This is a genomic window from Adhaeribacter terrigena (assembly GCF_016623615.1).
Lineage (GTDB): Bacteria > Bacteroidota > Bacteroidia > Cytophagales > Hymenobacteraceae > Adhaeribacter_A > Adhaeribacter_A terrigena.
On the sequence record NZ_JAEHFX010000008.1, the window covers coordinates 36,643 to 61,904 of the forward strand.

24 protein-coding genes are annotated in these 25,262 nt (G+C 46.1%); 10 read left to right on the forward strand and 14 right to left on the reverse strand.

Annotated elements, in window-relative coordinates:
- Window positions 1-57 precede the first annotated feature (57 nt).
- The 8 genes from I5M27_RS14525 to I5M27_RS14560 form a co-directional block, all read right to left on the reverse strand.
- Window positions 58-2,355, reverse strand: a complete 2,298-nt coding sequence (locus I5M27_RS14525) for a hypothetical protein (RefSeq protein ID WP_200507050.1) — start codon at window positions 2,353-2,355, stop codon at window positions 58-60.
- A gap of 96 nt (window positions 2,356-2,451) precedes the next feature.
- Window positions 2,452-2,934, reverse strand: coding sequence for a hypothetical protein (locus tag I5M27_RS14530; RefSeq protein ID WP_200507051.1), 483 nt, complete (start codon window positions 2,932-2,934; stop codon window positions 2,452-2,454).
- A gap of 29 nt (window positions 2,935-2,963) precedes the next feature.
- A complete protein-coding gene (locus I5M27_RS14535; RefSeq protein ID WP_200507052.1) occupies window positions 2,964-4,481 on the reverse strand; it encodes a DUF2079 domain-containing protein in 1,518 nt (505 codons plus the stop codon).
- Between the two features lie 58 nt (window positions 4,482-4,539).
- Window positions 4,540-5,259 (reverse strand): glycosyltransferase family 2 protein, encoded by a 720-nt coding sequence (locus tag I5M27_RS14540; RefSeq protein ID WP_200507053.1) that lies wholly within the window; start codon window positions 5,257-5,259, stop codon window positions 4,540-4,542.
- Window positions 5,260-5,512: 253 nt separating this feature from the next.
- Complete coding sequence (locus I5M27_RS14545) at window positions 5,513-6,829, reverse strand: hypothetical protein (RefSeq protein ID WP_200507054.1); 1,317 nt, start codon at window positions 6,827-6,829, stop codon at window positions 5,513-5,515.
- 259 nt (window positions 6,830-7,088) lie between these two features.
- A complete protein-coding gene (locus I5M27_RS14550) occupies window positions 7,089-9,350 on the reverse strand; it encodes a hypothetical protein (protein ID WP_200507055.1) in 2,262 nt (753 codons plus the stop codon).
- Window positions 9,351-9,533: 183 nt separating this feature from the next.
- Complete coding sequence (locus tag I5M27_RS14555; protein ID WP_200507056.1) at window positions 9,534-10,262, reverse strand: glycosyltransferase family 2 protein; 729 nt, start codon at window positions 10,260-10,262, stop codon at window positions 9,534-9,536.
- A gap of 41 nt (window positions 10,263-10,303) precedes the next feature.
- Window positions 10,304-11,092 (reverse strand): SDR family oxidoreductase, encoded by a 789-nt coding sequence (locus tag I5M27_RS14560; protein WP_200507057.1) that lies wholly within the window; start codon window positions 11,090-11,092, stop codon window positions 10,304-10,306.
- A gap of 185 nt (window positions 11,093-11,277) precedes the next feature.
- Between I5M27_RS14560 and I5M27_RS14565 the strand changes: the two genes are divergently transcribed.
- Together I5M27_RS14565 and I5M27_RS14570 are read left to right on the forward strand one after the other, a co-directional pair.
- Window positions 11,278-11,814, forward strand: coding sequence for a 3-hydroxyanthranilate 3,4-dioxygenase (locus tag I5M27_RS14565; RefSeq protein ID WP_200507058.1), 537 nt, complete (start codon window positions 11,278-11,280; stop codon window positions 11,812-11,814).
- 211 nt (window positions 11,815-12,025) lie between these two features.
- Window positions 12,026-13,093 carry an amidohydrolase family protein gene (locus I5M27_RS14570; RefSeq protein WP_200507059.1) on the forward strand — a complete coding sequence of 356 codons (1,068 nt, stop codon included), beginning with the start codon at window positions 12,026-12,028 and terminating at the stop codon, window positions 13,091-13,093.
- 102 nt (window positions 13,094-13,195) lie between these two features.
- On the opposite strand, the gene I5M27_RS14575 is transcribed toward I5M27_RS14570, so the two are convergent.
- The 3 genes from I5M27_RS14575 to I5M27_RS14585 form a co-directional block, all read right to left on the reverse strand.
- Window positions 13,196-13,567, reverse strand: a complete 372-nt coding sequence (locus I5M27_RS14575) for a VOC family protein (RefSeq protein WP_200507060.1) — start codon at window positions 13,565-13,567, stop codon at window positions 13,196-13,198.
- A 9-nt stretch (window positions 13,568-13,576) separates the two neighbouring features.
- Complete coding sequence (locus tag I5M27_RS14580; protein ID WP_200507061.1) at window positions 13,577-14,119, reverse strand: GNAT family N-acetyltransferase; 543 nt, start codon at window positions 14,117-14,119, stop codon at window positions 13,577-13,579.
- A gap of 135 nt (window positions 14,120-14,254) precedes the next feature.
- Window positions 14,255-14,782 (reverse strand): P-loop NTPase family protein, encoded by a 528-nt coding sequence (locus tag I5M27_RS14585; RefSeq protein ID WP_200507062.1) that lies wholly within the window; start codon window positions 14,780-14,782, stop codon window positions 14,255-14,257.
- 237 nt (window positions 14,783-15,019) lie between these two features.
- On the opposite strand from I5M27_RS14585, the gene kynU reads away from it, so the two are divergent.
- The 3 genes from kynU to I5M27_RS14600 all read left to right on the forward strand — a co-directional run bounded on the left by kynU (window position 15,020) and on the right by I5M27_RS14600 (window position 17,073).
- The gene (kynU, locus tag I5M27_RS14590) at window positions 15,020-16,291 is read left to right on the forward strand and encodes a kynureninase (RefSeq protein ID WP_200507063.1); all 1,272 of its coding nucleotides are present in this window, start codon (window positions 15,020-15,022) and stop codon (window positions 16,289-16,291) included.
- Between the two features lie 122 nt (window positions 16,292-16,413).
- Complete coding sequence (locus I5M27_RS14595; RefSeq protein WP_200507064.1) at window positions 16,414-16,758, forward strand: hypothetical protein; 345 nt, start codon at window positions 16,414-16,416, stop codon at window positions 16,756-16,758.
- A 78-nt stretch (window positions 16,759-16,836) separates the two neighbouring features.
- A complete protein-coding gene (locus tag I5M27_RS14600; protein ID WP_200507065.1) occupies window positions 16,837-17,073 on the forward strand; it encodes a hypothetical protein in 237 nt (78 codons plus the stop codon).
- 337 nt (window positions 17,074-17,410) lie between these two features.
- Here I5M27_RS14600 and I5M27_RS14605 read toward each other — a convergent pair whose 3' ends face one another.
- The gene (locus I5M27_RS14605) at window positions 17,411-18,973 is read right to left on the reverse strand and encodes a hypothetical protein (RefSeq protein ID WP_200507066.1); all 1,563 of its coding nucleotides are present in this window, start codon (window positions 18,971-18,973) and stop codon (window positions 17,411-17,413) included.
- Window positions 18,974-19,056: 83 nt separating this feature from the next.
- On the opposite strand from I5M27_RS14605, the gene I5M27_RS14610 reads away from it, so the two are divergent.
- The 5 genes from I5M27_RS14610 to I5M27_RS14630 all read left to right on the forward strand — a co-directional run bounded on the left by I5M27_RS14610 (window position 19,057) and on the right by I5M27_RS14630 (window position 23,740).
- Entirely contained in the window at window positions 19,057-19,815 is a 759-nt protein-coding gene (locus I5M27_RS14610; RefSeq protein WP_200507067.1) for a DUF3575 domain-containing protein, read from the forward strand.
- Window positions 19,816-19,984: 169 nt separating this feature from the next.
- A complete protein-coding gene (locus tag I5M27_RS14615; RefSeq protein WP_200507068.1) occupies window positions 19,985-20,737 on the forward strand; it encodes a hypothetical protein in 753 nt (250 codons plus the stop codon).
- Between the two features lie 278 nt (window positions 20,738-21,015).
- Entirely contained in the window at window positions 21,016-21,504 is a 489-nt protein-coding gene (locus tag I5M27_RS14620) for a YybH family protein (RefSeq protein WP_200507069.1), read from the forward strand.
- A gap of 531 nt (window positions 21,505-22,035) precedes the next feature.
- Complete coding sequence (locus tag I5M27_RS14625; RefSeq protein ID WP_200507070.1) at window positions 22,036-22,266, forward strand: hypothetical protein; 231 nt, start codon at window positions 22,036-22,038, stop codon at window positions 22,264-22,266.
- 106 nt (window positions 22,267-22,372) lie between these two features.
- Entirely contained in the window at window positions 22,373-23,740 is a 1,368-nt protein-coding gene (locus I5M27_RS14630) for an FAD-dependent oxidoreductase (RefSeq protein WP_200507071.1), read from the forward strand.
- Between the two features lie 94 nt (window positions 23,741-23,834).
- Here I5M27_RS14630 and I5M27_RS14635 read toward each other — a convergent pair whose 3' ends face one another.
- The gene (locus I5M27_RS14635; protein ID WP_200507072.1) at window positions 23,835-24,434 is read right to left on the reverse strand and encodes a TetR/AcrR family transcriptional regulator; all 600 of its coding nucleotides are present in this window, start codon (window positions 24,432-24,434) and stop codon (window positions 23,835-23,837) included.
- Between the two features lie 182 nt (window positions 24,435-24,616).
- Entirely contained in the window at window positions 24,617-25,228 is a 612-nt protein-coding gene (locus tag I5M27_RS14640) for a TetR/AcrR family transcriptional regulator (RefSeq protein WP_200507073.1), read from the reverse strand.
- Window positions 25,229-25,262: the final 34 nt, after the last annotated feature.

The window sequence follows — 25,262 nt, forward strand, 5'->3', positions numbered from 1 at the left end:
ATCTGAAGAAAGCTTCTCAGCCAGTTATTTTGTTCCTGACTTTTTAACCGCAGAATCCTACCGTTTTCTAAGTGTAACGTACCTTAAATATGAAGCTGGAAGGTTGTTTCTGAATAAGATCTGTTGCTTGCCAAAGTAAAAATAAACATCAGTTTTTACCGGGCGCAGCAGCAGGTTATCGAGGGTGGCTTTTTTGCTTTTGGTGCTGATGGTAAGCTTCATTTTGCCGGCCGGAACGTTGAATACGTGGCTGCTGAAAAGCCAATTGTTCCAGACTTCAGTTGATGCATTGAAATAAATTTTTTCTTCGCGCAGTACTTCGCTGGCCTGGTTTTTAACTTCCAGCGTTAACGAAGGCATGTTTGGCGTAAGCGCCGAAGCCCAACCCGAAAATTCGTACGTTTCGCCTCCGGCCGCAACCGTTAGTAAGGTATCGATCAGGATCGTTTTGCGTTCTTTTAAAGCTAAAGCGCCTTTCCCGAACATGCCATTTCCTTCGTTTCCGGCAAAATCTTTCCTAATCACGATGCCTTCTGAATCAGAAATAAACATGCCGGCTTTTTGCTGCAAATCTTCGGGTAAAGTTTTATTCGTATTCCGGGAGGCGTACAAACTATCGAGCGGAAGCCGGTACAAACTGTAGGCTTTTTGTTTTGTGATCAGGCTGGCTTTTTTTACCAGATTCGCTTCGGCGGGTTCTAAAGAATCGGGTACAACGAGCAGCAGCAAGGGTTTTTGGGAAGGATATTTTTCCAGGATCGCCTTTGGGGTGAACGGACTGCTGAGCAGTTGCAGTTGCTGTAGAGCTTGGTTCAGTGAGGTGCGCGAAAGCAGGTTGGCGGCAATGGGCAGGCCGGTGTGCAGCGAGGCGCGCATGGCTTCGTTGGCGGCTTCGGGGTTGCGGAAAATGGTGATCTTTTCGGAACCTACGTTAAAATACGGCAGCGGTAAAATGGCCTGAAAATCGTCCGGTTTCAGGTTATGCTTTTGCAGGAGTTGGGTATAGTTGCCGGTTTCGCCGTTGAAATTGGCCGCCACGCGGTTCTCTTTTATGGTTACAGCTTTTTGGTGCACGTTATTGATCGCTTCGAAAGCCCAGAAAGCCAGCAGAATTCCGGGGATTGCAAAAGCTAAAACCGGTTTACGCTGCAACCGGAAACGGCGCGCTAACTGGAAAAGGTAATAAGCCGCGTAAACCGAGAAAATGTAATAGAAGATCCAGGCAAAACGGCCGATAGAACGGAATTGCTTCAGCGGCGGAACAATATCCAGAATGCCTTCCAGGCCCCATTTAATAGGAATAGCGAGCGCAAAAAGCAGCACCAGCACCGAGGCCCACAAACCAACCCGCAGTGGCGCAGGCAAAGCCGGTCGGAAAATGCGTTTCCAGAGTTTGCGTTTCCCGAATTTAAAGAATTTAAAAAGGGTAAGCAGCAACACCACAAAAGCCGCCTGGCCCAGATAGGCATAACCTTCCCAGATCACTTCTTTATCACCGAAAACCGCTTGCCAAGGTTTTTGCAAAGGTGCTTCCTGCGGAAAAAATAAAGCTTTGAAACTGGTGCGGTACGCCGTGAAACCATAAGGCGATTCCGGGCGGTCCGGAACCGGGTCGGTGAGCTTCATGTAAACCTGGAAAACCAGTAACGGTATCAGAACGGCCGCTAAAAGTCCGATGAAAAGCTTACTGTTAATTTTCTGAATTTTCTTTTCCTGGAAGTAATAGACCAGCAAATAAGAAACGAGCAAAAGCAGGTTTATCAGCGCATAATATGGGTGAATTAACACCGCAAGCAAACCGGTAAGCGCATAAACCACGTACCAGATGATCGCTTTCGGAGCCCGGAAAATGCGAATGATAAGGTACCAGAACATCGGGATCATGAAGGTGTAACCCAACGCGTAATGCGCCCGGATGCGGAAAAGCTGCGGCGATAAAAACGCTATGATAATGGCTGCCAAAACTGCGTACCAGACCGGAAGTTTTATTTCCCTTAAGATCAGGAAAAGGAAAACCGCACAAGCCACGATCCCGAAAAGCATAATGCCGTTGTAAATGCCGATAGTATGGCCGGCAACGGGCGCAAAGTGCTGGTTTATGAGGTTAAGCAGTACGGCAAAAAGCGGCTGGTTATCGGTGTAGGTTATGTGTTCGCCGAAGGGGAAATTAAGCCCTGAAAACCATAAGCCCTGATCGTATTTAATGAAATAAGCGGCGGTATAGTAGTTTTTGGTGCCATCTTCGAGGTAGCCGAACATGTATTGACCGGGCTGCAGCAATACATTTCCGAAAAGCAGCCATAATAACGCCAGGCTCAGCAAAATTACTATTGGTACGGCTATCCGGTTTTTCATTGCAGCAGTGTTTTCGGGTTTTTAAGGCAGTTTTCCTACCATTTTCGGCTTATATAGAGTATAGAAGGCGAAGGATGCATAACCAAAGTTTGCCTGTTATACTTGGTTAGGTGCCGTTCTATTTCTTTGTATGTTTAGAATCATTTTATGGTAAGGAGTATAGGTTAATATAAGCTCACTACCTTTATCTATACTTCCCTTTATTTCTTCGTCATCATCAAAGTCACTTTCTTTAACTTCTAACTCATTGTTCATTAGGTAGATTTTACCTTCCTTACTTTTCTTTATCTTATTGACAGTCGCTACTTGAATAATCTTTATCCCTCTTTCAAAGTCCTGCTTCAACCTATTCTTTGGTTTTTCAAATACATTGTACCAGGTATAGATGATAATCAGGGAAGTCCCCACCGTCATTAGCATCGTATCATTTAGGGAAAATCCTATTACGAGGTGTCCAAATAATACACCAAGTGCGGTAATTAAAGCACCCATTTTAAGAGTTTTAGCGGCAAAATTTTTATAAAAGTCAATTGCCTCTTTAATGAAGAGTAATTCTTCTTGAGTAAGTTTTTTTTCCATAGCTTACACGGCACCTATATGAGGACTTTCTATTTAAAAATTACCGGTTCTTCAGCCGGCGTACCGGGCTTGCGCTTCAGAATTAAAATAAAATTCTGGTGGTAGATCTGTTCCCAGTTCGGCGAAGCCTGCAATTTTTCAACCCGGTGCAAAAGGCTCAGTTCCGCTTTATCGGTGATTTTCTCCGGGTATTCGTTTTGCAGGTACATCACGTATTCTGAGTTTCCAACAAAGGGCAGTTCAAAAACAAAATCGCGGTTGGCCAGGTGCGGTACAAAAACCGGCGAAGCACTTACCGGAACGCCGTCCGGAATGAGTTTTAAAGCCTGGTATGCCTCCGACACATCGAAAAAGCGGCGGTAATGTTTCTTCTTGTAGAACTGCATGGCCGGCCGGTCCAGGCAACAGCTGATTCGGGTGTCGAAACTCCGGAAAGTAGCCGCAATAGTAAGCACCAGCACGAACAAAGCTACCAAAACCCGGCGCTGCGCCGAAAACCAACCCAACGTAGCAGCAAGGGCGAAATTGATAACGGGCACATACTCAATAGAATACTGATAGTTTATGCCCCAGGCTAAAGCGTGGTTACTGAATAATTTCTGCGCGTAGATGGGAATGAGCATGAGCAGGTAAGCCGGTTGCAAAAGTAGCGACCAACCACCCGAAGCAACGATCATGGCGTGTAATTCGGTTTTAGCCCAGTCGTTTTCCGGTTCCGGGGTATGGTTTATGAAAAGCAGTTTTATGATCCGCCACGGGTTGGTAAGCGAATTGGTAATGATCTCCGAAAAACCATTGCCGAGCACGGCGTATTTGTTCACATAATCGTAGCTGCGATCGCCAACGGCCAAGGCCGGCACTATAAATTTAACTACCACCACAAAATAAACGGCCGCTACCAGGGCATAAACTAAGGCGCGTTTCAGTTGCGGTTTACTCCGGAAATACATCAAGCCCAAGCCTAAACTCAGAAAAATAGCCCACAAAGCCATGTTCTCCTTGCTGATGAGAATTACGGCAAAGAAGATGCTTGCTTTGAGCCATTTCCGGCGGTGGAAATAAAGAAAGAACCACGGCACCATCATGGCGGCAATAATATTATCGTGGTAATCGTAAGCCAGCGCCGAATAAATGCCCCAGATACTCAGAAAATGCAGCAGCAGGATAAAACTCAGCAAGGGTTTGCCAAATTTGAGCAAATGGAACCGGTACGCGCCAACGGCTCCGAAAATAATGGCCACGATCTGGAAAACGAGTAAAGTATAAGAACCAAAAAGCCGGTAAAAAAGCGAGAACGGAATGTGGAGCAGCGTAAAATGGTCGCTGAGAATGTTCTGGTAAAGTTTTACGGTATTGTCGTTCCAGCGGAAGTGGGCATAATCGTAAACCGCATTGTTAAAAAGGCCCAGATCGTAGGCGTAGGTGCGGAAAAAGTAATGATTGCCCAGCGAAAGCAGCGAAAAGCAGATGCCGAAAAATGCCAGGATACCGATTAAAATGCGCCGCTGGTGTTTCTCGGAAAAAGCCTCAAGTTTCGAAAATCTCATTTGAAAAACGGTATCGGGGAAGCAGTGAAAACCGGAAGGCTGCGTGCCGGAAAACGGGTTAGAAAAAACGTTTCATAAAGATCTTGCCAAAGCTGTAGCCTTCTTCCAGCAGAATTTTTGAATTCATTTTGGAGAAAACAATGCCGGGGCGAAGCGTAACTTTCAGGCCTTTAATGCGCAGGTTCTTTTGTTTATTGGCTTCAAACAAAAACTCCAGGTCAAAAAGGTAACGGTCTATGGTGGTTTTCAGGAAAGTTGCGCGGCCTTTGCGGTTAAAGCCTTTCAGGCCGGCCTGGGTATCGTTTACGGGCAGCGAAAGCATTTTTTTAGCAAAAAACCGTAGCGTTTTGCTGATCTTGACCCGGGTAGGCGGCACGCTGGCATAATATTCTTCGTCGCGGATTCCCACCACAATATCGGCTTCCTTGTTGCGCAGCGCTTCGTAAACGCGCATAAAACTTTCTTCGGTATACGGGAAATCGATGTCGGTATAAATGCAGTATTCGTGTTTGGTTTGCAGCACGCCTTCGCGCAGCGCGTGCCCTTTGCCTTCGTTCTGGGTGTAATGAATGTAGTTTAAAAACGCTATGTTTTTACGCAGAAAAACCAGGTCTTCGTCGGTTACGCCTTTGCTGGAGCCATCGTTTACCAGGTATACATGCAGCTCGGTTGCGGGCAAACGCTGGCGCAGGCTGTTCACGTTGTTTACCAGATTCTGGGCCCAGTTCGGTATCGGGTTGTAACAGGGAAGTACGATATCTAAAGCGTGGGCAGGCATTCGGTAAAATAATAGTAGCGTAACAATTTGTTAAAAGAACCGCAAAGATAGCACAAAAACCAAACACTGCAGGCAAACTCCCCGAAATCTTGCGGCTTCTGAAAGCGGAACTTCCGGGAAATTGCGACTGGAAAAACAGCAGGCGAAGCGAACGAAAGGCGGGTAATTAAAGCTTTGTGCGGCGGTTCAAGGTGGTTTTTTCGGCGGCAGTATATTCAGTCTGAGCAGCTCAATGGCTGGCTACGCCGGTTGGTTATGTTATTTGTTTTTCGCGGATCACAAAATTCTCCTGGCGATCTAAAACTATTCGGCTGACCATAAAGCAGGATAATAGTACCGGCAGCGCCGTTAAATAAATATAGGGCACCTGCATAAAAGCATAAAAAACGCTTAAGTATAATTTCAGGCTTATGAGCAGAAAAATGCGGTAATCAATTCGTGTCCGGTATTTCATATAAACCCAGCCGCTGACTATTACCGTTAATAAAGACATGATGATCATGGTAATTCTTAAGGCACGGATCCGCTCCGCCAGTTCCCAGTCAAGGAATTTATGAAAGTAAACCGCCAAGCCTATTCCGTTATATAAGTGCATGGGCTGCTGCTTTTCATTCATGTGCAGCCATTCTCCTACAGCCGCTCCACTGTACATTTGCTGGGCTTTTATAAAAATAGACCAGTCTTTCGATAAAAACGGGATTACGTAAATGGCTACAATTCCCAGCATTACCAAACCGGCAGTAACGAGGGCTCTTTTGCGGCTTTCATCAAAAAATAAGATCAGAAAATAAAGCGGCAACCAGAAAACAAAGGAAAACCGCGATAAGATACACAGCACAATACCGATTGCTCTTAAAACCGGAGACTTTACAAAAATGCCGGTGGCCAGAATAAAGTAATAACCAAAGATCAGTATTTCTATGGTATACCCAAACGTAGCAGGGTCGGTGCGGAGCAGGCTTAAAATTGCCGCCAGCGGAAGAAGGGCTTTTAAAAGCAGCTCGGAAGGGCTTTTTGCATGACTGGCTACCAATACCCAGTAACCTGCAAACCCGGCCAATAAAACCATGCCCGCCATTAACCGGTAGTCTATGCCTAACCAGTGTGCTGCTACAGATGGAAGCCACTGCATGGGCAGGTAATTCGGGAATATTTCCCAACCAAAGTCTGAAAAAGGAACATACACAAACTCATCTGCCAGAAAACGCCGCACATACACCTGCAAGGCGGGTATTACGTCGGAGAACTTTGGGTCGATGGCAAAACTGGCAATAATTATTTTTAACTCTTTTATGAAGATCAGGCCGGTTGTAAAAGCTACAATAGCCGTAAGGGCGATCTTAGCAGTAAAGTTGGATTTATAATATTGTAGCAGGGGCGCAACCGGCCGGTCGAGCTGGATCTTGAAGCAGGCAATGGATAAAGCCACGGAAAAGAAAAGGAATAAGACCGGGCTTAAAAGCACGCCGAATTTATTGCGCCAGTAAGTAATCAGGAGAAGTTCAAACGTAAATAAAGCGCAGATCAGGGTTGTTGCCTGCCAGGGCTGCGAAATAAAATTGTTTTTCATAAAAAGAAGTTCTTCCGTTTGCTGTACACAAACCGGCTTTGCAGTTCACTTCCTGCAAGGGCAGATAAAATACAAATCTAGTATATTATTCAAAGTTCGTGGCATCAGGATAACAAACAGACTACAACAAGCCAAAATGAACGGCTTATAAAGCGCTGATTTACCAGAAAACGGTAGGCTTTTAGCCTTAAAAAGTACAGGTGCTTTTACTTTTCCGGCCGGAAAGCATAGTGTTTTTCCGACGGAGATCCTGGGGAATTTATGGCTGATAAACCGGGTAATTGTTACGGATAAGCTGTTTCTGGTCTTCGGCGTAAAAATAGAACGGCTGTTTTACCGGCCTGATGATGAGCTCATCGGCCACAATATTTTTTCCTTCGGCAGTGATTTTAATGCGGTTCTGTGTGTTTTTTAGCCTGAAAGGGATCGTGGTTTTCAGCCAGTCTTTATAAATTTCGGTAGCGCCGCGCAGGTTCACACTTTGCTGGTTTACCACTTCGTGGCGGGCGTTTATTTCTTCCAGTTTTATGGTTGGAATGCCAATGGCAGCCGTAGCATTTACCCACACCGAAAATTCATAAGTCAGGCTGTCGGAAGCGTTTGGCAAAATATTGTTGAATAAAACTGCCGGGCCGGTTTCAGCCGTAAGAGCGCCTTTCCGGTAAAGCCATTTAGCAGAATTTCTGTTGGAAAACGTCTCGTAAACCACATTGGCCGGTAAGAGTTGCAGCGCGTCTTTTGCGGGTTTTTCGGGCTCCCGGTATACCGTTTTTAAAGTCGCCAGCGGAAGCTCGTAAAGCGTAATATTTTTATAACGCGTCAGGAAAGCAGCTTTCTGCACCAGCCGTTTTTCGTAATCTTTTTCCGCCGAATCGGTTACCGTTATCAGGATCGGTTTCTGGTTGGGCAGCTGCGGTAAAAGTTCTTTCTGAATGGAATCGGAGCTTAATAACTGGGTACGCAGCAAAACCTGGTTTAAAGAGGTGCGCGCCAGCGAAGCCGTGCTTAACGGAATGCCGCTCTGGTAAGCACCTTTCATGGACTGGTACATGGTGCCGCCCCAGTTATGATAGCCGATCTTCTCGGAGCCATCGGAAAAATAGGGGATGGGAATGATCATCTGGAAGTCGGAAGCCTGGCGGTTAGCTTGCTTTAACAGGTCTGACAGGTGATAGGCTTCTTTGCCGTAAAACGCATTTGCCAGCTTGTTCATGTTTACGATATCAGCTTCCACTTTTAGTAAAACCAGTGCATCGGCCAGCCAAAGCAAAAGCATAAACGTGAGCCAGCCATTTGCCAGAAGCCGTTTTTTTCGGAGCTTCAGAAACCTGAAAATCTGGTAAATGGTGAAAATGCCAAATACGGTAAATACGTAATAATACAGCCACACAAAGCGGTGCAAAACCCGGAACTGCTTTAGCGGCGGCAGATAATCGAGCAAATGCATCAGCCCGAAACGGAACGGAATAGCGGCGGCAAAAATTAAAATGAGGATGCCGGCCCATAAACCCATCTGCAAAAGCTTCGGCAAAACCGGATTTACAAGCTGCTTAAAATTGCCTTTCCGTAAATACCCGAAAGCCTTTAGCGCGGCCAGCAGCAGGCACAAAATAGTAGCCAGGCCAACATAGCCAAAGTTCTGTTCCGCCGGAACCGGGGCGGGTGATACCGTTTTCAGAACTTCCGCCGCCAACGATTTTACCGGATAAAACAAGCCGGCAATATTGGCTTTACCTTCAATAAAATTACCGGGCGTTTCGGGGCGGTCGGTAATAGTATCGGTAAAGAAAAGGAAGGCTTTGAAAATGAGTAAGGGCAGTGTTGCGGCTAGGAGTAAGGCTGCAATTTGCTTCCAGTGAAAGCTTTTTTTCCGCCATTGCTGCACGGCAAACCAAAGCAGATGACCGGCCAGCAGCAAAACGCCCATGGGCAGGAAATATACGTGCACAAAACCGGCGGCCAGCAAAACCAGCAGCACCCAAACGTAACGACTAACCTTACCGGGGTTTTCGAATAAGCGGATGATCGTGAGCCAGATCGCCGGCAAAACCAAGGTGTTGGTTAAAGCATACTGGTGCGAAATGATGTAATGCTGCGGCGAAAGCAACACGATTAAAATTGCCCCTAAAATGGCGTACCAGGCCGGCAGTAAACACTTGCGCAGAATGAAAAACAGTACCACCGCCGAGGCCAGCATGCTGAAAAAAACCAGGCCGTTTATGATGCCTGCCAGGTGGTTTTCGAGCGGAAAAAGATAGCGGTTTATGTAGCGGAGCGGAATGGAAAAAAGCGGCTGGTTATCGGTAAAAATAATGTGCTCGCCCCAAGGATAATTCATGCCCGAAAAATGCAGGCCGGAATCGAATTTTACGTACCAGGCAAACGTGAACAGGCTTTTAATGCTGTCGCCCATCGTGCCGAAAAGGTAGCGGTTGGGGTGCAAAAAAACGTCGCCAAAAATAAGCGCCAGCAGGCCGGTAAGCAGCACAAGTAACAGTAAAATGGCCCGGCGGTCTGACATTAAAAAACGGGTGAAATGGTATAGGTTAAGATCAAAAAAACGGTAGCAAAAATCAGTAAAAAGTCAGGCCTTTAAAACCTGACTTTTTCCGCTTAAAAGCATAGCGTTTTTTTTTCGCTTATTCGAATTTTCGAGATTCGATTATTCGACTTTTAAGCCCTAAAACGATAGCGTTTTAAGTGTTTATTTCGCTTTAAACAAACCGTATTTCAGAATGCAGTAAATAGCCCGGAAGCCATCGCGCCAGCCAATTTTCTTGCCTTCTTCGTAGGTGCGGCCGTAATAAGAAATGCCTACTTCGTAAACCCGGATCTTGGGAATGCGGGCCATTTTGGCGGTAACTTCGGGCTCGAACCCAAAACGGTTTTCTACTAAATGCAGGCTTTGGATAATATCGCGGCGGAAAAGTTTGTAGCAGGTTTCCATGTCCGTCAGGTTCAGGTCGGTGAACATATTGCTGAGGAAGGTGAGGAATTTATTGCCGATGGAATGCCAGAAAAACAAAATGCGGTGCGGCTTGCCGCCCATAAACCGCGAACCATAAACCACATCGGCAAAGCCCTTTAGAATGGGTTTTACCAGCACATTGTATTCCTCGGGGTCGTATTCCAGGTCTGCATCCTGAATAATAACGTAGTCGCCGGTGGCCTCCCGGATGCCGGTATGCAAAGCTGCACCTTTGCCTTGGTTTTTTTCGTGCCGCAGCAAGCGCATATTCAGACCCGGATGTTCAGCTATGTATTGGACAATGGTTTCGGCAGAATTATCGCGGGAACAATCATCCACCAGAATTATTTCTTTCTGAATATTATGGATCAAAACCAGCTTGTGCAACTCATCCAGAATCTGATGAATGGTACGGGCTTCGTTGTAAACCGGGATTACGATAGATAATTTGTCGAATTTTACCACTTGGTGTTCGGGTTAAGCGTGGGCCGTAGTAATGGGCCAGGTTACAGATTTCCGGTGCGGCCGCCGTCTACCGGTACGTTTATGCCGTTAATGTAAGCTGCTGCCGGCGTGGCTAAAAAGGCTGCCGCCGCCGCAATTTCTTCGGGTTTGCCAAACCGGCCCGCCGGAATTTCCGCCATCATTTCGCCCGAAACCTCATCGGAAGAATGCCCGGTTTTGCCCGCTTTGGTTTCGATGATGGATTCTAGGCGGCCGGTTAAGGTTGCGCCCGGCAGCACGTTGTTTACGGTAATGCCAAACTGCGCCAGTTCCAGCGATAACGTTTTTGCCCAGTTGCCTACCGCCCCGCGAATGGTGTTGCTCACGCCAAGGCCTTTAATAGGCTGTTTTACCGAAGTGGAAATGATATTGATAATGCGGCCGTAGCCGGCTTGTTTCATGAATGGAACCGTAGCCTGCGCCAGAATGTGGTTGCAAAGCAAATGGTTCGAAAAGGTTTGCGTGAACTGATCTAAAGTCGCTTCGATGATTGGTCCGCCGGCCGGGCCGCCGGTGTTGTTGATGAGAATATGCACGGCACTTTTTTGCGCTAAAAAGCTACCGATTTTCTGCTGAAGTTCTTCGGGTTTGCTGAAATCGGCTACCAGGTAATCGTGTTGCTGGCCTTCGGAAGCGGAAAGTTCTTTTACTACCGTTTGCAGTTTTTCTTCGTTGCGGGCAATTAAAGTAACACTAGCTCCCAATAAAGCTAATTCTACAGCAATGGCTTTGCCAATTCCCTGCGTGCTGCCGCACACGATGGCGTTTTTATCTTTCAGGCTTAAATTCATAAGGTCAAAAATAGGCAAAATTCCTTTCCGGCGTAGCAAAGAAACCTGAAAAGGCGGCTGGCTTTGGAAAGTGCCGCAAAAATTCCGTATTTTCGGAGATTGATTTTGGTAGAAAGTGTCTGGTATCAGGTATCCGGACTTATTTGAAGTCAATTTCCAATTTTTGAATTTCTAATTAAAAAGATATGGCCGTAGCAGCACCTTTCAATTTTAAAAAGTGGATCGACGAGAACCGGCATTTGCTCAAGCCGCCGGTGGGCAACCAGCAGGTTTATAAAGATAACAAAGATTTTATTGTAATGGTGGTTGGCGGTCCGAACTCGCGCAAAGATTACCACTACAACGAAGGTGAAGAGTTTTTTTACCAGCTGGAAGGCGATATTCAGGTAAAGATTATTGAAAACGACAAGCCACGCACCATCGATATTAAAGAAGGCGATATTTTCCTGCTGCCCGGCGGCGTACCGCACTCACCCCAGCGTCCGGCCAACACGGTTGGTCTGGTAATAGAGCGTTACCGGCAGGACGGCGAAAAAGATGGCTTTATCTGGCTCTGCGAAAACTGCGACAATAAACTTTACGAAGAATATTTCGAGATGACCGACATTGTAAAGCAGCTGCCCGAAGTAATGAAAAATTTTTACGGCGACGTAGAAAAGCGCACCTGCAAAAAATGCGGCACCGTAATGGAGCCCCCGCAACCGCCTAAGGCTGACGCCTAATTAAAAATTAGAAATGAGTTTTACGCCGTTGTTGGTGTTTTAACCAACAACTTAATAACCGTATTTAATTTCTAAAACGCTATGGTTTCGACCTTAAAAAGTCGAATATTCGAACCTCGAACATTCGAACAATCGAAATAAAACGCTATCGTTTTCGCGGAAAAAAGTCAGAACGAACAACGTGCAACGAATAACGAACAACGATAATACAATGCATCACCACAGTACCGGGCACACGCCGCTTCACATTGATATTCACACGCACATTCTGCCCAAGAACTGGCCGAACTTAAAGGAACGCTACGGTTACGGCGGCTTTATCCGGCTGGAGCACCACAAGCCTTGCTGCGCGCGCATGATGCAGGACGATAAATTCTTTCGCGAAATTCAGGATAATTGCTGGGACCCGGAAGTGCGCATGAAAGAGTGTAACCACCACGGCGTGCACGTACAGGTGCTTTCTACCGTGCCGGTAATGTTCAGCTACTGGGCCAAACCCCACGATGCGCTCGATCTTTCCATGTTTCTGAACGATCACATTGCCGGGATCGTAGCCGATTATCCGGATCGGTTTGTTGGCCTCGGAACCATCCCGATGCAGGCGCCCGATCTGGCTATAAAAGAACTGGAGCGTTGCGTGAAAGAACTTGGCCTGGCGGGTGTACAAATTGGCTCCCACATCAATGACTGGAACCTGGATGCGCCGGAATTATTCCCTATTTTTGAAGCCGCAGAAAAACTTGGCGCGGCGGTTTTTGTGCACCCCTGGGACATGATGGCCAAAGAGAAAATGCCGAAATACTGGCTGCCGTGGCTGGTGGGTATGCCGGCGGAAAGTACCCTGGCCATTTGCTCCATGATCTTTGGCGGCGTATTAGAAAAACTTCCGAATTTACGCGTGGCATTTGCGCACGGCGGCGGTTCGTTTGCCGCTTCCATCGGCCGCATCGAGCACGGTTTCAACGTACGTCCGGACCTTTGCGCGGTAGATAATAATGTAAACCCACGCGAATACCTGGGCAAGTTCTGGGTAGATTCTTTGGTGCACGACCCAACCGCTTTCGATATGCTAGTAAAACTGGTTGGCCCCGAAAAGATTGCGTTAGGCACCGATTATCCGTTCCCGCTCGGCGAACTTGAACCCGGGAAACTCATTCATTCTATGCCGTACTCGCAGGATATAAAAGACCTGATGCTGCACGGTTCGGCGTTGAATTGGCTGGGAATGAGCAAAGAGAAATTCATGAAAAATATTCCGAAGTCTGCTGCTATTCTGTAAGAAACGGTAGGGTTTTGGCCTGAAAAAGTAATTGCCGCAGCTGGAGAAGGTGCGGCAATTTTGTTTTAGTGGAAAAAAGGGATCGTTTGGTTCGAAGATATTCTATCTGTGCTGATCGATCAGAATATTATTTCCGTCCGGATCGGTTAAAGTAATATGCGCCGGACCGGTTAGGCTTTCGATCGGTTCGCTGGTTAATGCAATGCCCGCGTTTTTCAGATGCGTTTCAATCGCCCGAACATCATCAAAAGGATCAACCTGCTGCGCGTTTTCATCCCAGCCCGGGTTGAAGGTAATGATATTTTTATCGAACATGCCTTCAAACAAACCAATAATGGCACTGCCGTTTTTCAGGATCAGCCATTTCTGATCGATGTTGCCGCCCAGGCTTGTGAATCCTAACTTTTCATAGAATGCTTTGGAAGCCTGAATATCTTTTACCGCCAGGCTGATGGAAAATGCTCCTAATTTCATAAGGTTTGTTTAAAGTTTGTTTTCCTGATTGGCTTTCAAAGGCAGCTTCATCATGATATCGGTCTGCTCCTCGTTTCCTAATTTAAAAATGTGCTTGTCGAAGGCCACGAAACCGTTTTTCTGATAAAAATTGATGGCCCGCTGGTTTTCTTCCCAAACGCCCAGCCACACATAATCTACGTTCCGCGCTTTTGCTACCTCCAAAACCTTTTCATAAAGCACTTGCCCTACCTTTTTGCCGTAAAATTCCTGCAATACATAGATCCGTTCAATTTCCAGCGCTTTGTCGTCTTTCAACTCCGTTTGCGCTTTGCCAACGTTCAGCTTTAAATAACCAATTACTTGCTGGCCGAGCAGCGCAAAATAAAATTCCGAGTCCGGGTTACGGAGTTCTGCGGTCAGTTTTTCGGTAGAAAATCCTTCTGCCAGGTATTTTTTCAGATTCTCTTCATCGTTTCCGGCAGAGAACGCCTGGACAAATGTTTGCCGGCCAATTTGCTGCAATTGGCCAATATCGGGCAGCGTTACTTTTTGTATATCAATCGTTTCCATGCGTGCGCAATTGCCAGGTTAATAATTGTAAATGTTTTTTGGAGCGGCAACTTTTTAGATTTTGAGGAATCTTCGCTGATCCAGCCGCCAACATCATTGCTTCGCTAAGATATGGTAATTTCCGGAGTCAGAAGTTCAGGCATTGAAGTTTTCCGCCAGAAAATCCTCCAGCATTTGCGGCTGCGTAAACACGAATAAATTCCGCCCTTCGCGCAGGCTTGCCATTAACCGTAAAATTTTCGGTCGCCATTCCTGCTGAAAGAATTTTATCACTTTTTCCTGCTGGTCGGCTTTGGCTTCGTAAGGCGAATTTTCCGGTACGAACGGGTCAGGCGAAATTTTGTCTTTTTTCAGCCGTTCCTGCGCGCGCTGCAAGCAATATTCCACCGGAAAATCGAGGTAAAGGATCGTATCCGCGGCTTCGAAACGCTGCTTTAAGGGTTCCCAGTCGCCTACGCCATCGATGATCCAATTTGGTTGCGCCAGCCATTGGTTGTGAATTGCTGCAAATTCTCTTTCCGGCGTTTTCTGCCAGCCCGGCTGAAACTGAATAAGATCTAAATGATAAACCGGCAAACCCGAAACGGTAGCTAATTGCTCTGAAAAAGTAGATTTTCCGGAAGCAGAATTTCCGCAAATAGTAATGCGCTGCATAATGGCCATAGCTGGTTTAAACGGATAGGTTTAGTGCCTGGTTTTTGAGCGAAAACGGTAGGGATATCAGCTTGAAAACTACTGGAAACGGCACGCAAAATGGCCTGAAAAGTCATGGCAGACCGCGCTAAGGTAAGGAAATGAAAAATCCGGAAATTAACTCCCCAAAATTTCCCAAATTTACAACCTGAAACCATAGCAGTTTTTAAACAGCTGCTTCGCTTATAATTGATTAGCTCCGAAAAAATGACTTACGAAAACACCCTCCAATACGCCCAAACGCAAGACCAGCAAGATCCCTTGCGCCAATACCGCGAACAATTCTATTTCCCGCAGGTAAACGGCCGCGATGCCATTTATTTCACCGGCAACTCGCTGGGTCTGCAACCAAAAGCGGCCAAAGCAGCCATTGAACTGGAGCTGGAAGACTGGGCAAATTTAGGCGTAGAAGGACATTTTGAAGGCCGCAATCCCTGGATGCATTACCACGAATTCCTGACCGAGAAAGCCGCCCGCGTGGTAGGGGCCAATCCGCTGGAAGTGGTAATCATGAACACGCTCACGGTGAATTTGCACCTGATGATGGTGAGTTTTTACTGCCCAACCAAAGAGCGTTTCAAGATCATTACCGAAGCCGGCGCATTCCCATCGGACCAGTACGCGTTGGAAACCCAGGTGAAATTCCACGGGTTTAATCCCGACGAAGCCATCATTGAAATTGCCCCGCGCGAAGGTGAACATACCTTGCGCACTGCCGACATTATCGACGTGATTAACGCCAATGCCGGTTCGGTTGCGTTGATCATGATGGGCGGCGTGAATTACTATACCGGCCAGGCTTTCGATATGGAAACCATTACCAAAGCCGGCCACGTGATCGGCGCTACCGTTGGTTTCGATCTGGCGCACGCGGCTGGCAACCTGGAATTGCACCTGCACGACTGGAACGTAGATTTTGCGGTTTGGTGTACGTATAAATACCTGAATTCCGGACCAGGCGGCACTTCGGGCGTTTTTGTGCACGAGCGCCACGCCAATAATCCGGATCTGCCGCGTTTTGCCGGCTGGTGGGGCCACGACAAAGAAGTACGCTTCAAGATGCAGAAAGGCTTTAAACCGATGCAGGGTGCGGCCGGCTGGCAGATCAGCAACGCACAAATTCTGCCCATGGCCGTTCACAATGCGTCGCTTAAAATTTTCGATGAAGTGGGCATGAAAACGCTACGCGAAAAAAGCGAAAAACTGACCGGCTATTTAGAATTCCTTATAAACGGTATAAATTCCGAAGCCAAAACTCCGGATTTCGAAATGATCACGCCCGCTAGCCCCAAAGACCGCGGTGCGCAGATTTCCCTACTAGCGCATAAAAACGGTAGGGAATTATTTAAAAAACTCTCCGAAGCCGGCGTAATTGCCGACTGGCGCGAACCAAACGTGATCCGCGTAGCGCCGGTGCCGCTTTACAATTCTTTTGAAGATGTGTTCCGGTTCGCTGAAATTCTAAGAGCGAACGTGTAAGAAACAGATAAGAATTAAGGCAATATCAATTTACACCAAATAAATTTGGAACATTGAGAATTCTGTGTTTGGGATTGTCAAATCAATTGAGGTAATTTAAAATCTAAAAGCTTTCAGATAATATGAAATACCTGCCGTACTGCCGGATGGAGGAAACTTACGAAGCTATGAAAGATGTGGTGGAAAATTGGGATAATACCTCAATGGATCGTGAGTTTATTTTCAGGCTTAGGATAGTTGAACTTTGTAAGCAGATAGTTGCTAAGTTTAAAGATGAAGAGGAAGCAGCCCAACCAACTACTGAAATCCTGACGGCGGTTCAAATTATTGATTCTTTAGATGAAATTGGGGATAAAATTCCGGATGCCGCGAGAGTAGAAATTTTAGCCAGCCTCTTCAAGTTTACGGGAACAACTGTTTCTGATTATGATGAATTAGAAAATATTTTAAAAAAATATTCACGTTAAACTTAGATAGCTATCTCCTTTTACACGCAGAATGCAAATTAAAGGTATGTAACTATCTTTGGTGACAAACAAATCAGTATGAAAAAATCGAACCTGTTTTACGGATTTTTAGCCGGTTGCGGCTTTATGCTTCTCCTGAGTGCAAAAATGAACTCATCCCTAAATGAAGAAACCCCAAGGTATCACCTTACATTTTTAGCAGGAGGAGGCTATGTTTATGATGCAGTTACTGGAAATTACCGAAAAGTTAATTACAATGAATTAAATCAAACCAAAAACATTAAAGATTTATTAAAAGAATCAGGTAAGAATTAACAGCCTCAGTATTTAAAAAAACAAAGGTCAATAACATGTCCAATTATTGGACATAGGTATATCGTTGTCATAGTTAATATTCAGAAAATCTTGGTTTGTCTAAATCTCCTGATTACGCGAAGTAGTATTAAAATTGCTTCAGCAAAAAAAATCTCCGTAGCGCGGGATTTAAACCCCGCGCTACGGAGATTTTTTGATTACGCGAATCGCTTTTCCCTTCCTGGGAAGGTTTTTCTCTTCATAGTTTTTGCAGCTTAAACCATAGCGTTTTGGGCATAAAAAAAGGCTGCAAATCAGATTTGCAGCCTTTTTTTATGCGATTAGTAGATCTTAGATCTTAGTTGAATTCAATGTTGCCGAAGCGGTAGTTACGGCCGTTTTCGCTGTAAATAATTACGCTTTTGCTGTCTTGCAGGTAAAAGCCGGGGCGCACAATGGTTTTATGATCTTTGGCCGGGAAAAGAGCTTTTTTCTGCACTTCGCCGCTCGCATCCATCACCGCCAGCATGGTTACGGCTTTCGCTGGCTTTTTCATAAACTTCAGCTTTTTAGGGTCTGTTCTGCCAATATTTTTTACGTGGTCATTATAGATCAGGTAGATCTTATCTTTCATTACGCTAACCGAATAAGAAGAGTAAATGCCGCCATCGTTAACCGTGTGTTGCTTTTTAGGCACGCGTTTCATCCACTCAATAGAGCCGTCCGGGTTAATGTTTATAAAAACAATGTCGTTGCGCACGTAGTGGTAGGTGTACTGGGTTTTGTTTTGGACCACATATTCATACGCCTGTTCGCCTACTAAAAGGGCGCCGCCATCTTCTCTTACAATCAGCTTGTCCAGGTCCATGTTGGCTACGCCGGCGTTTTCGTTTTTCGCGCGGGTTTTGCTCATAAACATTTCCAGGAATTCTTTGCTGAAGTCTTTTACGCCCTGCGTCAGGATCTTTTTGGTGGCAAAATCAACCTTCATGAAAAAGGTGCCGCTGGCTTTCAGTTTTTTGTCGTCGGCATAAAATCCTGCCACGATCAGGTTCTTTTGGTTATCGAGGTCGAAGGTAATATCGGTTACAAATTTGCTGGGAATCTGAATGGTATAGCTTTTTACCTGGTCCGAATCGCGGAAATAACCATACACCTGGCACAGGTATTTCTGCTCCTTGCTTTTTCTTTCTTCGCGTTTTTTCAGGGTAGAAGCCAGCACATACACGTTGCCATCGTTGTCTACGCGGTAGTCGCTGAGCTGAGTTTCTTTGTCCAGCTGCGGCAGGGTTACGGCTTTGTTTACCAGAATATTCAGCTCTTTATCGAGCACCTTGAACTGGAATTTCTCGTTTTCTTTCCGGTCATAAGGCATGTCCTGGTACACCAGTATTTTAGAGCTGTCGTTAGAAAGTGAAAAGCTGAACCCGCCGGATTTTCTTCGGGAGGTAGCGCCTTCAATTACCGAAACGTCTACCGTTTTAGGATCTACCGTTCCGTCGGCGTTTACTTTATTGGCAAAAGCCACGTTGCGGTCGTTGTCCTTGTCGAAATAAGAAGAGAAAAGCACCAGCTGACCGTCCAGGTAGTAAATGGCTTCGTAGGCCGGGCGTTGCTTGCTTTTTACCGGATTCGGAATGCTGAGTTCTTTCGAAAAAGCCAGTTTGTTTTGCAGATCGTAGCGTTCCAGGAAGTATTTCTGGTTTTCGCGGCTGAAAAGCGATACACTGGAATAATCGTTACGCAGCGTGAAAAAGCCGGTCCTGTCGTTGCCAATAATTCTGATAGTAGAGGTTTTCCGGGGGTCTTTCAGGGCCGGGCCCCACACAACTTTGGTGTTTACCTGGGCCAAAGCGGTTTCGGCGGCGCCAAAAAGCAAGCCGGTTAGTAAAAGCCAGGCGGCTAAAACTGTTTTTTTCATAATGTTTTAGATGGAAATTTTTTATTGCAGTAACAAAACTAACTTATACTTTTGCAATCTCAAAAAAGCGACCCATTTTAATTATGGCCCCTGTAATACCTGGAATTCTGTTTTTCTGCTGCTGCGTATTATTTTCCCTAAATCAGGCGTTTGCACAGCGAACGTTCCAAAGTGCCCCTGATTCTGCCAGGCCGCAAAGCCCACAGATCATTGTAACCGAAGGAAGTCCGGCAACTTATTTCACCACCAAAAAAGTAGCCGAAAAAACACCGCTCCGCACCAGCATTAAAATGAACCCTTTATTGCTGCTTCAGGGCGATATTCCGGTTTATATTGAACAGAAAGTAGCCAAAAAGCTCACCATCGAGCTGGGCCTGGGTATGACCTACGATAACGTGATAACCGATGCGCTGGACCCGGATCATTATTCGGAAAGCACCCAGAAAGAAAACCTGATGGGGTATAGTATTGCGGCCGGTTTGCGGTATTACCCGTCCAGCACCTACGAAACCATGGAAGGCTATTATTTTGCCCCGGAGATCCGTTACCGCCAGTATAAATCCATTGCCAACCAATACCTGGAAGAAACCATAGATGTAAAGCAGGGCCGCGATCTTACCGATTTTAAACTGGGTTTTGGCTACGTAGATTTTATTGAAGACCGTATTTTTATAGATATGTATACCGGTATTGGTATGCGCAACCGCAAATACCATAATATGGTCAGAGACGGAGAAACCGTTTATAATGGCACTACTACGGTAGAAACCTACGAAGTGTGGAACGAAAATAAAATGGTGCCGCTATTCTCATTGGGCGCCAAAATCGGATTTGCCTTCTAGCGTTTTTTTCCTTAAAACCCTACCGTTTTTTTCAGATCCCGGAAAAGCTTAAAGAGCCTTTCCGGGATTTTTTTTATAGTTTAATTCTGCACTAAGGGTACGCTCTTCTAAAGTTGTCTTAAGCATATACCGCAATTTACAGCGGGGATCAACTATTAAATTTATGCTTATGCGTACCTTTTTCCTGTTTTTAACGGCCGGCATTTTTGCCACGAATGTTGCTTTTGGCCAGAGCACCACAGCTGCCCCAGATTCTGCCGCCATAAAGCCCGCGCAAACTTCTCGACGCGTAACGTACTCCCAACAAACTGCTTCTGAAAAGGTCCAAAACCGCCACAATCCCAGAATTACCCGCGTAAAAATAAATCCGCTGCTAATTTTAAGCGGCGATATGCCCGTTTACGTTGAGCACGAATTAAAGAAAAACCTGAGCGCCGAAATTTCGGTGGGTTCAACCTACGATAATGTGCTTTCGGATATTCTGGAAAGCGCAAGCCAGCCGGACCTGAGCATTACCAAAGAAGGACTGAACAGCTACAGTTTTTCGGCGGCGCTGCGGCATTATCCATCAGTAGAAGGCAGCGCTTTGCAGGGCTATTATTTCTCGCCGGAAGTGCGTTTCCGCGATTACCGCAGTCTGGTTACCAAGGTTGGCGGCGAAGATGTTAACCTGAAACAGGGCCGGCAGATCTTAGACGGCAAACTGGTGATCGGCTACATTAACCAGACCAGTGACCGCATCTTTTTCGATTTTTACGGCGGCATTGGCATGCGTTATAAATTCTATAAAGACCGCATCGAAAATTACAGCGTGATCTACGATCCGGCTACCGGCCAAACCTCCACGCATCTGAAATTGAACGACGAACTGCGCCGCGGTTTGCTGCTTTCGCTGGGTTTTAAACTGGGTTTTGCTTTCTGATGAAATTAACTGGATCTTAGAAGTAAGAAAATAGTTGCATGAATTTAGGTTTCATAACAAATAGTTGTATATTAGGGTTGCACTATGTGCAGCCCTTTTCATCATTCATTACCTTGTTTTGTCAGAAACCGTGAGAGCCCTGCTAATTAGCCGGGCTTTTGCGTTTTTAAAAAATACCTTTTTCGGCCAAAAACAGTATACTAAACACAAGCCAGTATATCTGTATGCCTGGAAGATCTGCCGTTTACCGGCCCGTTGTCCGCTATATTTCTGATACTATGAAAAACCTGTTTTCTCAGTTCTTACCTGCCTTTGCATTGATGTTTGCCTGCGCCTGTACCGGCACCTCGCGTTTGGCCAGCCCCCAGAATACCGGCGATACCCGCGAAGCGGTAATGCAGGCCGACCGCGATTTCTCCAAAATGAGCGAAGAAAAGGGCCTGAACACTGCTTTTATTGCCTACGCCGCCGACGATGCCGTGCTGCTGCGCGCCAAAACCCAACCCATTACCGGCCGCGAAAATATCCGGATGTACATGTCTAAAACTTCTGATGATGGTATTCGCTTAACGTGGTCGCCGCAATACGCCGATATTGCAGCCTCCGGCGACCTGGCTTATACTTACGGCACATATTTAATGGAAACCCGCGACATAGATGGCAAAGTAATTACTTCTGACGGTACTTATGTTTCGATCTGGCGGAAAGATGCCAAAGGCTTCTGGCGCTACGTGCTCGATTCGGGGAACCAGGGGTTAAGACCTTAAAAAAAACGCTATGCTTTTAGTCCGGAAAACCCGTACCCAAAGGCGTTTCAGGTTCAAATTTGCTGGTTCAGCTTTTCAGGCCTGGGCCTGTGAATGGTGTGAAGTTTATACTTTCAGGGAGGCGGCAGCTTCAAAAAGGCTCTGCTACAATTTATTTGAAAGTAACCTGAATCTTTAACCTTATTGCTTTGCCCTGTGTGCTTCTGGCCAGGTCGAATTCCTATTCGCATAAATCAACCCTAACGCCAGCGCCAATGCTGGTAAGGTTTTTTTATGGATGTAACTTCTAAATCTCACAGAAAGCTCCGAAAGTTGCTATAAAAACTATTTTAAGCACAATTGAACTTTCTCTTAGAAATGTTTACCTTCTAAAATGCAACCCTTACCTTTGAAAAAGAACACTTTACTAAAGTAGCAAAATTTTGTGTGGTTTTGGTATTTTAAAGCTGTAGTTTTGATAAAGTAAAAATCTGAAAAGCAATTTCGCTTCCCTGTTTTTACCCGATTCTCTCACGAGTAAACCAGAATGCTATGGCCAGAATAATAAAAACTACCCCAAAAAATCAGAAACGTTTATTGCTGAAAGCCGGCCTGAGCATATTTTTGTTTCTGCAGATCCAGATGCCCAACGCGGCGGAGGTTTCTATTAAAAAGCTTAACCATTGGTCTTTTGAACTGTGCCGGCAAGCTAAAAATACGTGCTGCATGAAGGCAAATAATACTACCGGCCACCTTGCCATGGCGCGGCCGCTGGTAAAGTAATAAAGCTGTTTCCTTTCAATTTAAAGATTTTCCGCTTTCAAAAAACCTGAATCTTTTTACCTTTACTTTCTGAACCCGATTAATATTTATTTCAGAAGGATAAAGTATGCCCGAATCTAACCCAAACGCCACCATCGTAGGAGCCGGCCTGGTCGGCTCGCTGCTGGCGCTTTACCTCGCTAAAAAAGGCAATAAAGTAACCATCTTCGAACGCCGGCCCGACATGCGCAAAGCCGATATTGGCGGCGGCCGTTCCATAAACCTGGCCCTTAGCGACCGCGGCTGGCGGGCGCTGGAAGGCATTGGTATTGGCGACGATATCCGGAAAGTAGGCATCCCGATGGATAAGCGCATTATGCACGACGTGAAAGGCAACTTAACGTCGCAGCCTTACGGCAAAGAAGGGCAGGCCATTTATTCGGTTTCGCGCGGCGGTCTCAACATGAAACTCATGGATCTGGCGGAAGAAAACCCAAACATTAGCCTGCAGTTTAACCAGCAACTTACCAACCTCGATCTTAAAACCAATACCTTAGAATTTCATAATCCGCAAACCAACCAGGATACCTGGGTGCAGGCCGAACGTATTTTTGGGGCCGATGGGGCTTTTTCGGCGGTGCGGAATACCTTGCAGAAAACCGAGCGTTTCGAATATTCGCAAAGTTTTTTAGAATACGGCTACAAAGAACTGACCATTGCGCCCGGCGAAAACGGTACCTGGCAGCTCGAAAAAAATGCCCTGCACATCTGGCCGCGCGGCCAGTACATGATGATCGCCTTACCCAACTTGGATGGTAGCTTTACCTGCACCATGTTTTTCCCGTACGAAGGCGAACATTCTTTCAGCGCTTTAAAAACCGAAGCCGACGTTACCAGATTTTTCGGGGAAGTTTTTCCGGATGCGGTGCCGCTGATGCCAACGTTGCTGGAAGATTATTTCGGCAACCCGACCGGCACGCTGGTAACGGTAAAATGTTTTCCGTGGACGTTCGAAGATAAAGTAGCTTTAATTGGCGACGCGGCGCACGCAGTGGTTCCTTTTTATGGTCAGGGTATGAACGCCGGCTTTGAGGATTGCACGGTGCTGAACCAGCTTATGGAAGCGCACGGCAACGATTGGGAAACGATATTTAAGGCCTTCGAAAAATCGCGCAAGCCAAATGCCGATGCCATTGCCGACTTAGCCGTAATGAACTTTGTGGAAATGCGCGATAAAGTGGCTGATCCGCAGTTCTTATTGCAGAAAAAGATAGAGGCGAAGATAAACGCCATGTACCCCGAGCAATGGATCCCGCTTTATACCATGGTTACATTCAGCCCGGATATTCCGTATGCCAAAGCGCTTAAAAACGGCCGTAAGCAGGAAAGGATCATGAAAAAGCTGATGCCTTATATTCAGACTGAAGCTGATTTTGAAAAGCCGGAAGTGCAGGAAATTCTGCAGCAGAAAATGGCCGAGAAATTCAGCGTGTAATATTTACGGCACTTTTTAAGCCCGAAACCATAGCGTTTTAAGCACCCGGCCTGACTCAGGCTAGGTGCTTTTTTTCTAAGATTGGTTTATATGCTTAGGCGAAGAATTCGTCTACCATGCGGTAGGTATTGGCAACGCATAAGCCCTCCATATAATACAGAAAAAAGCAGCGGAATACTTCGGCCAGGTTGTAACGGGAGGGCGGGAAGACGAGGGGATTCAGCATTTGAATGTACATTTCGAGCATGATCTTGGTGACCAGTTCCAGGTTTATGTCTTTGCGGAATTCGCCCCGGATCACGCCCCGGTTCAGGATCTTGAAAATGGCTTGGTAAACGTGGGTGTGGATATAGTCCAGGTATAACTGCCAGGCACTGGGGTAGTATTTCTGCAGGTCGCGGAAAAAGAACGGGTTAAAGTTCTCTAACCGGCTTGAGGCATTTTTTAACATTAAAAGGGTTGCTTCTATGGCGCTTTGGCTCTGGACATAGGTTTTGCCGTATTCATACCTGAGTTTTTTTGTTAAATAAGCTACCGTTTTTTGTACCAGATCGGCTTTATTTTGGAAAATTTCATCGAAAGCAGCGTGCGAAATACCTAAGTGGGCCTCTAACTGAGCTTTAGATAAAGCCCTGATGCCATGCCTTGAGAATAAATAGAGGCTTTCTTCCAGTATGGTTTCTTTTACGTTCATGAGTAGGAGCTAGCTAAATAGGTAATTGCCAGCTCTTTGTGTTAACGTTGTAAATTTGTCTGTCGTTGAAAAATAGGAGCCGACCGCCACTAAAACCTAGGGAAGCGCCTTAATATGATTTATCCGGGTTCGGGAAATGGGAAGTGAAATGAAAAAGCCGGCTGTTTAGGGCCGGCTTCGCGTTAAATGTTGTAGGTAGAAAAAAACTTTTCGGCTACTTTGCTGCCGCTATCGGTGCAGATGCCCCGGATGTAATACAGGTAGATGCTGCGGTAAACTTCCGACAGGTTGTAGCGATCGGGCGGGAAGGTTTGCGGATTAAGCAGCAAACCCACCATTTCGAGCATGATCTTGGTAACCAGCTGCAGGTTTATGTCTTTGCGGAATTCGCCGGCTTGTACGCCCCGATTCAGAATGTCGTAGATCTGGTGGTAGGAATAGGTGTTTAAATGATCGAGGGCAATTTCCCATACCTCCGGGTAATGCTGCTGCAGGTCTGTTACGTAGGCCGGGTTGGTTACTTTTATGTTTTTAATGCCGTCCTGGAGCAGGATCAGGATCTCTTCGATGGCGCTGTGCGCGTTTTGGGTAATGTTGAGGTGGTGCTTTTTCTGCTTTTCAATATCGTGTAATACGGTTTCGCGCACCAGGCTGGCTTTGCTGGCAAATAATTCGTTAAAAGTTGCCTGCGAAATATCGAGTTTGCTCCGCAATTCAGGTTCCGTATTAGCTTCTACTCCTTCCTGCTGAAACAACGCAAGGGCTTCATCTAACAGGGTTTCTTTAAAGGTCATGCGTAATGGGTTTGCCGGAGTTAAGAAAAATTAG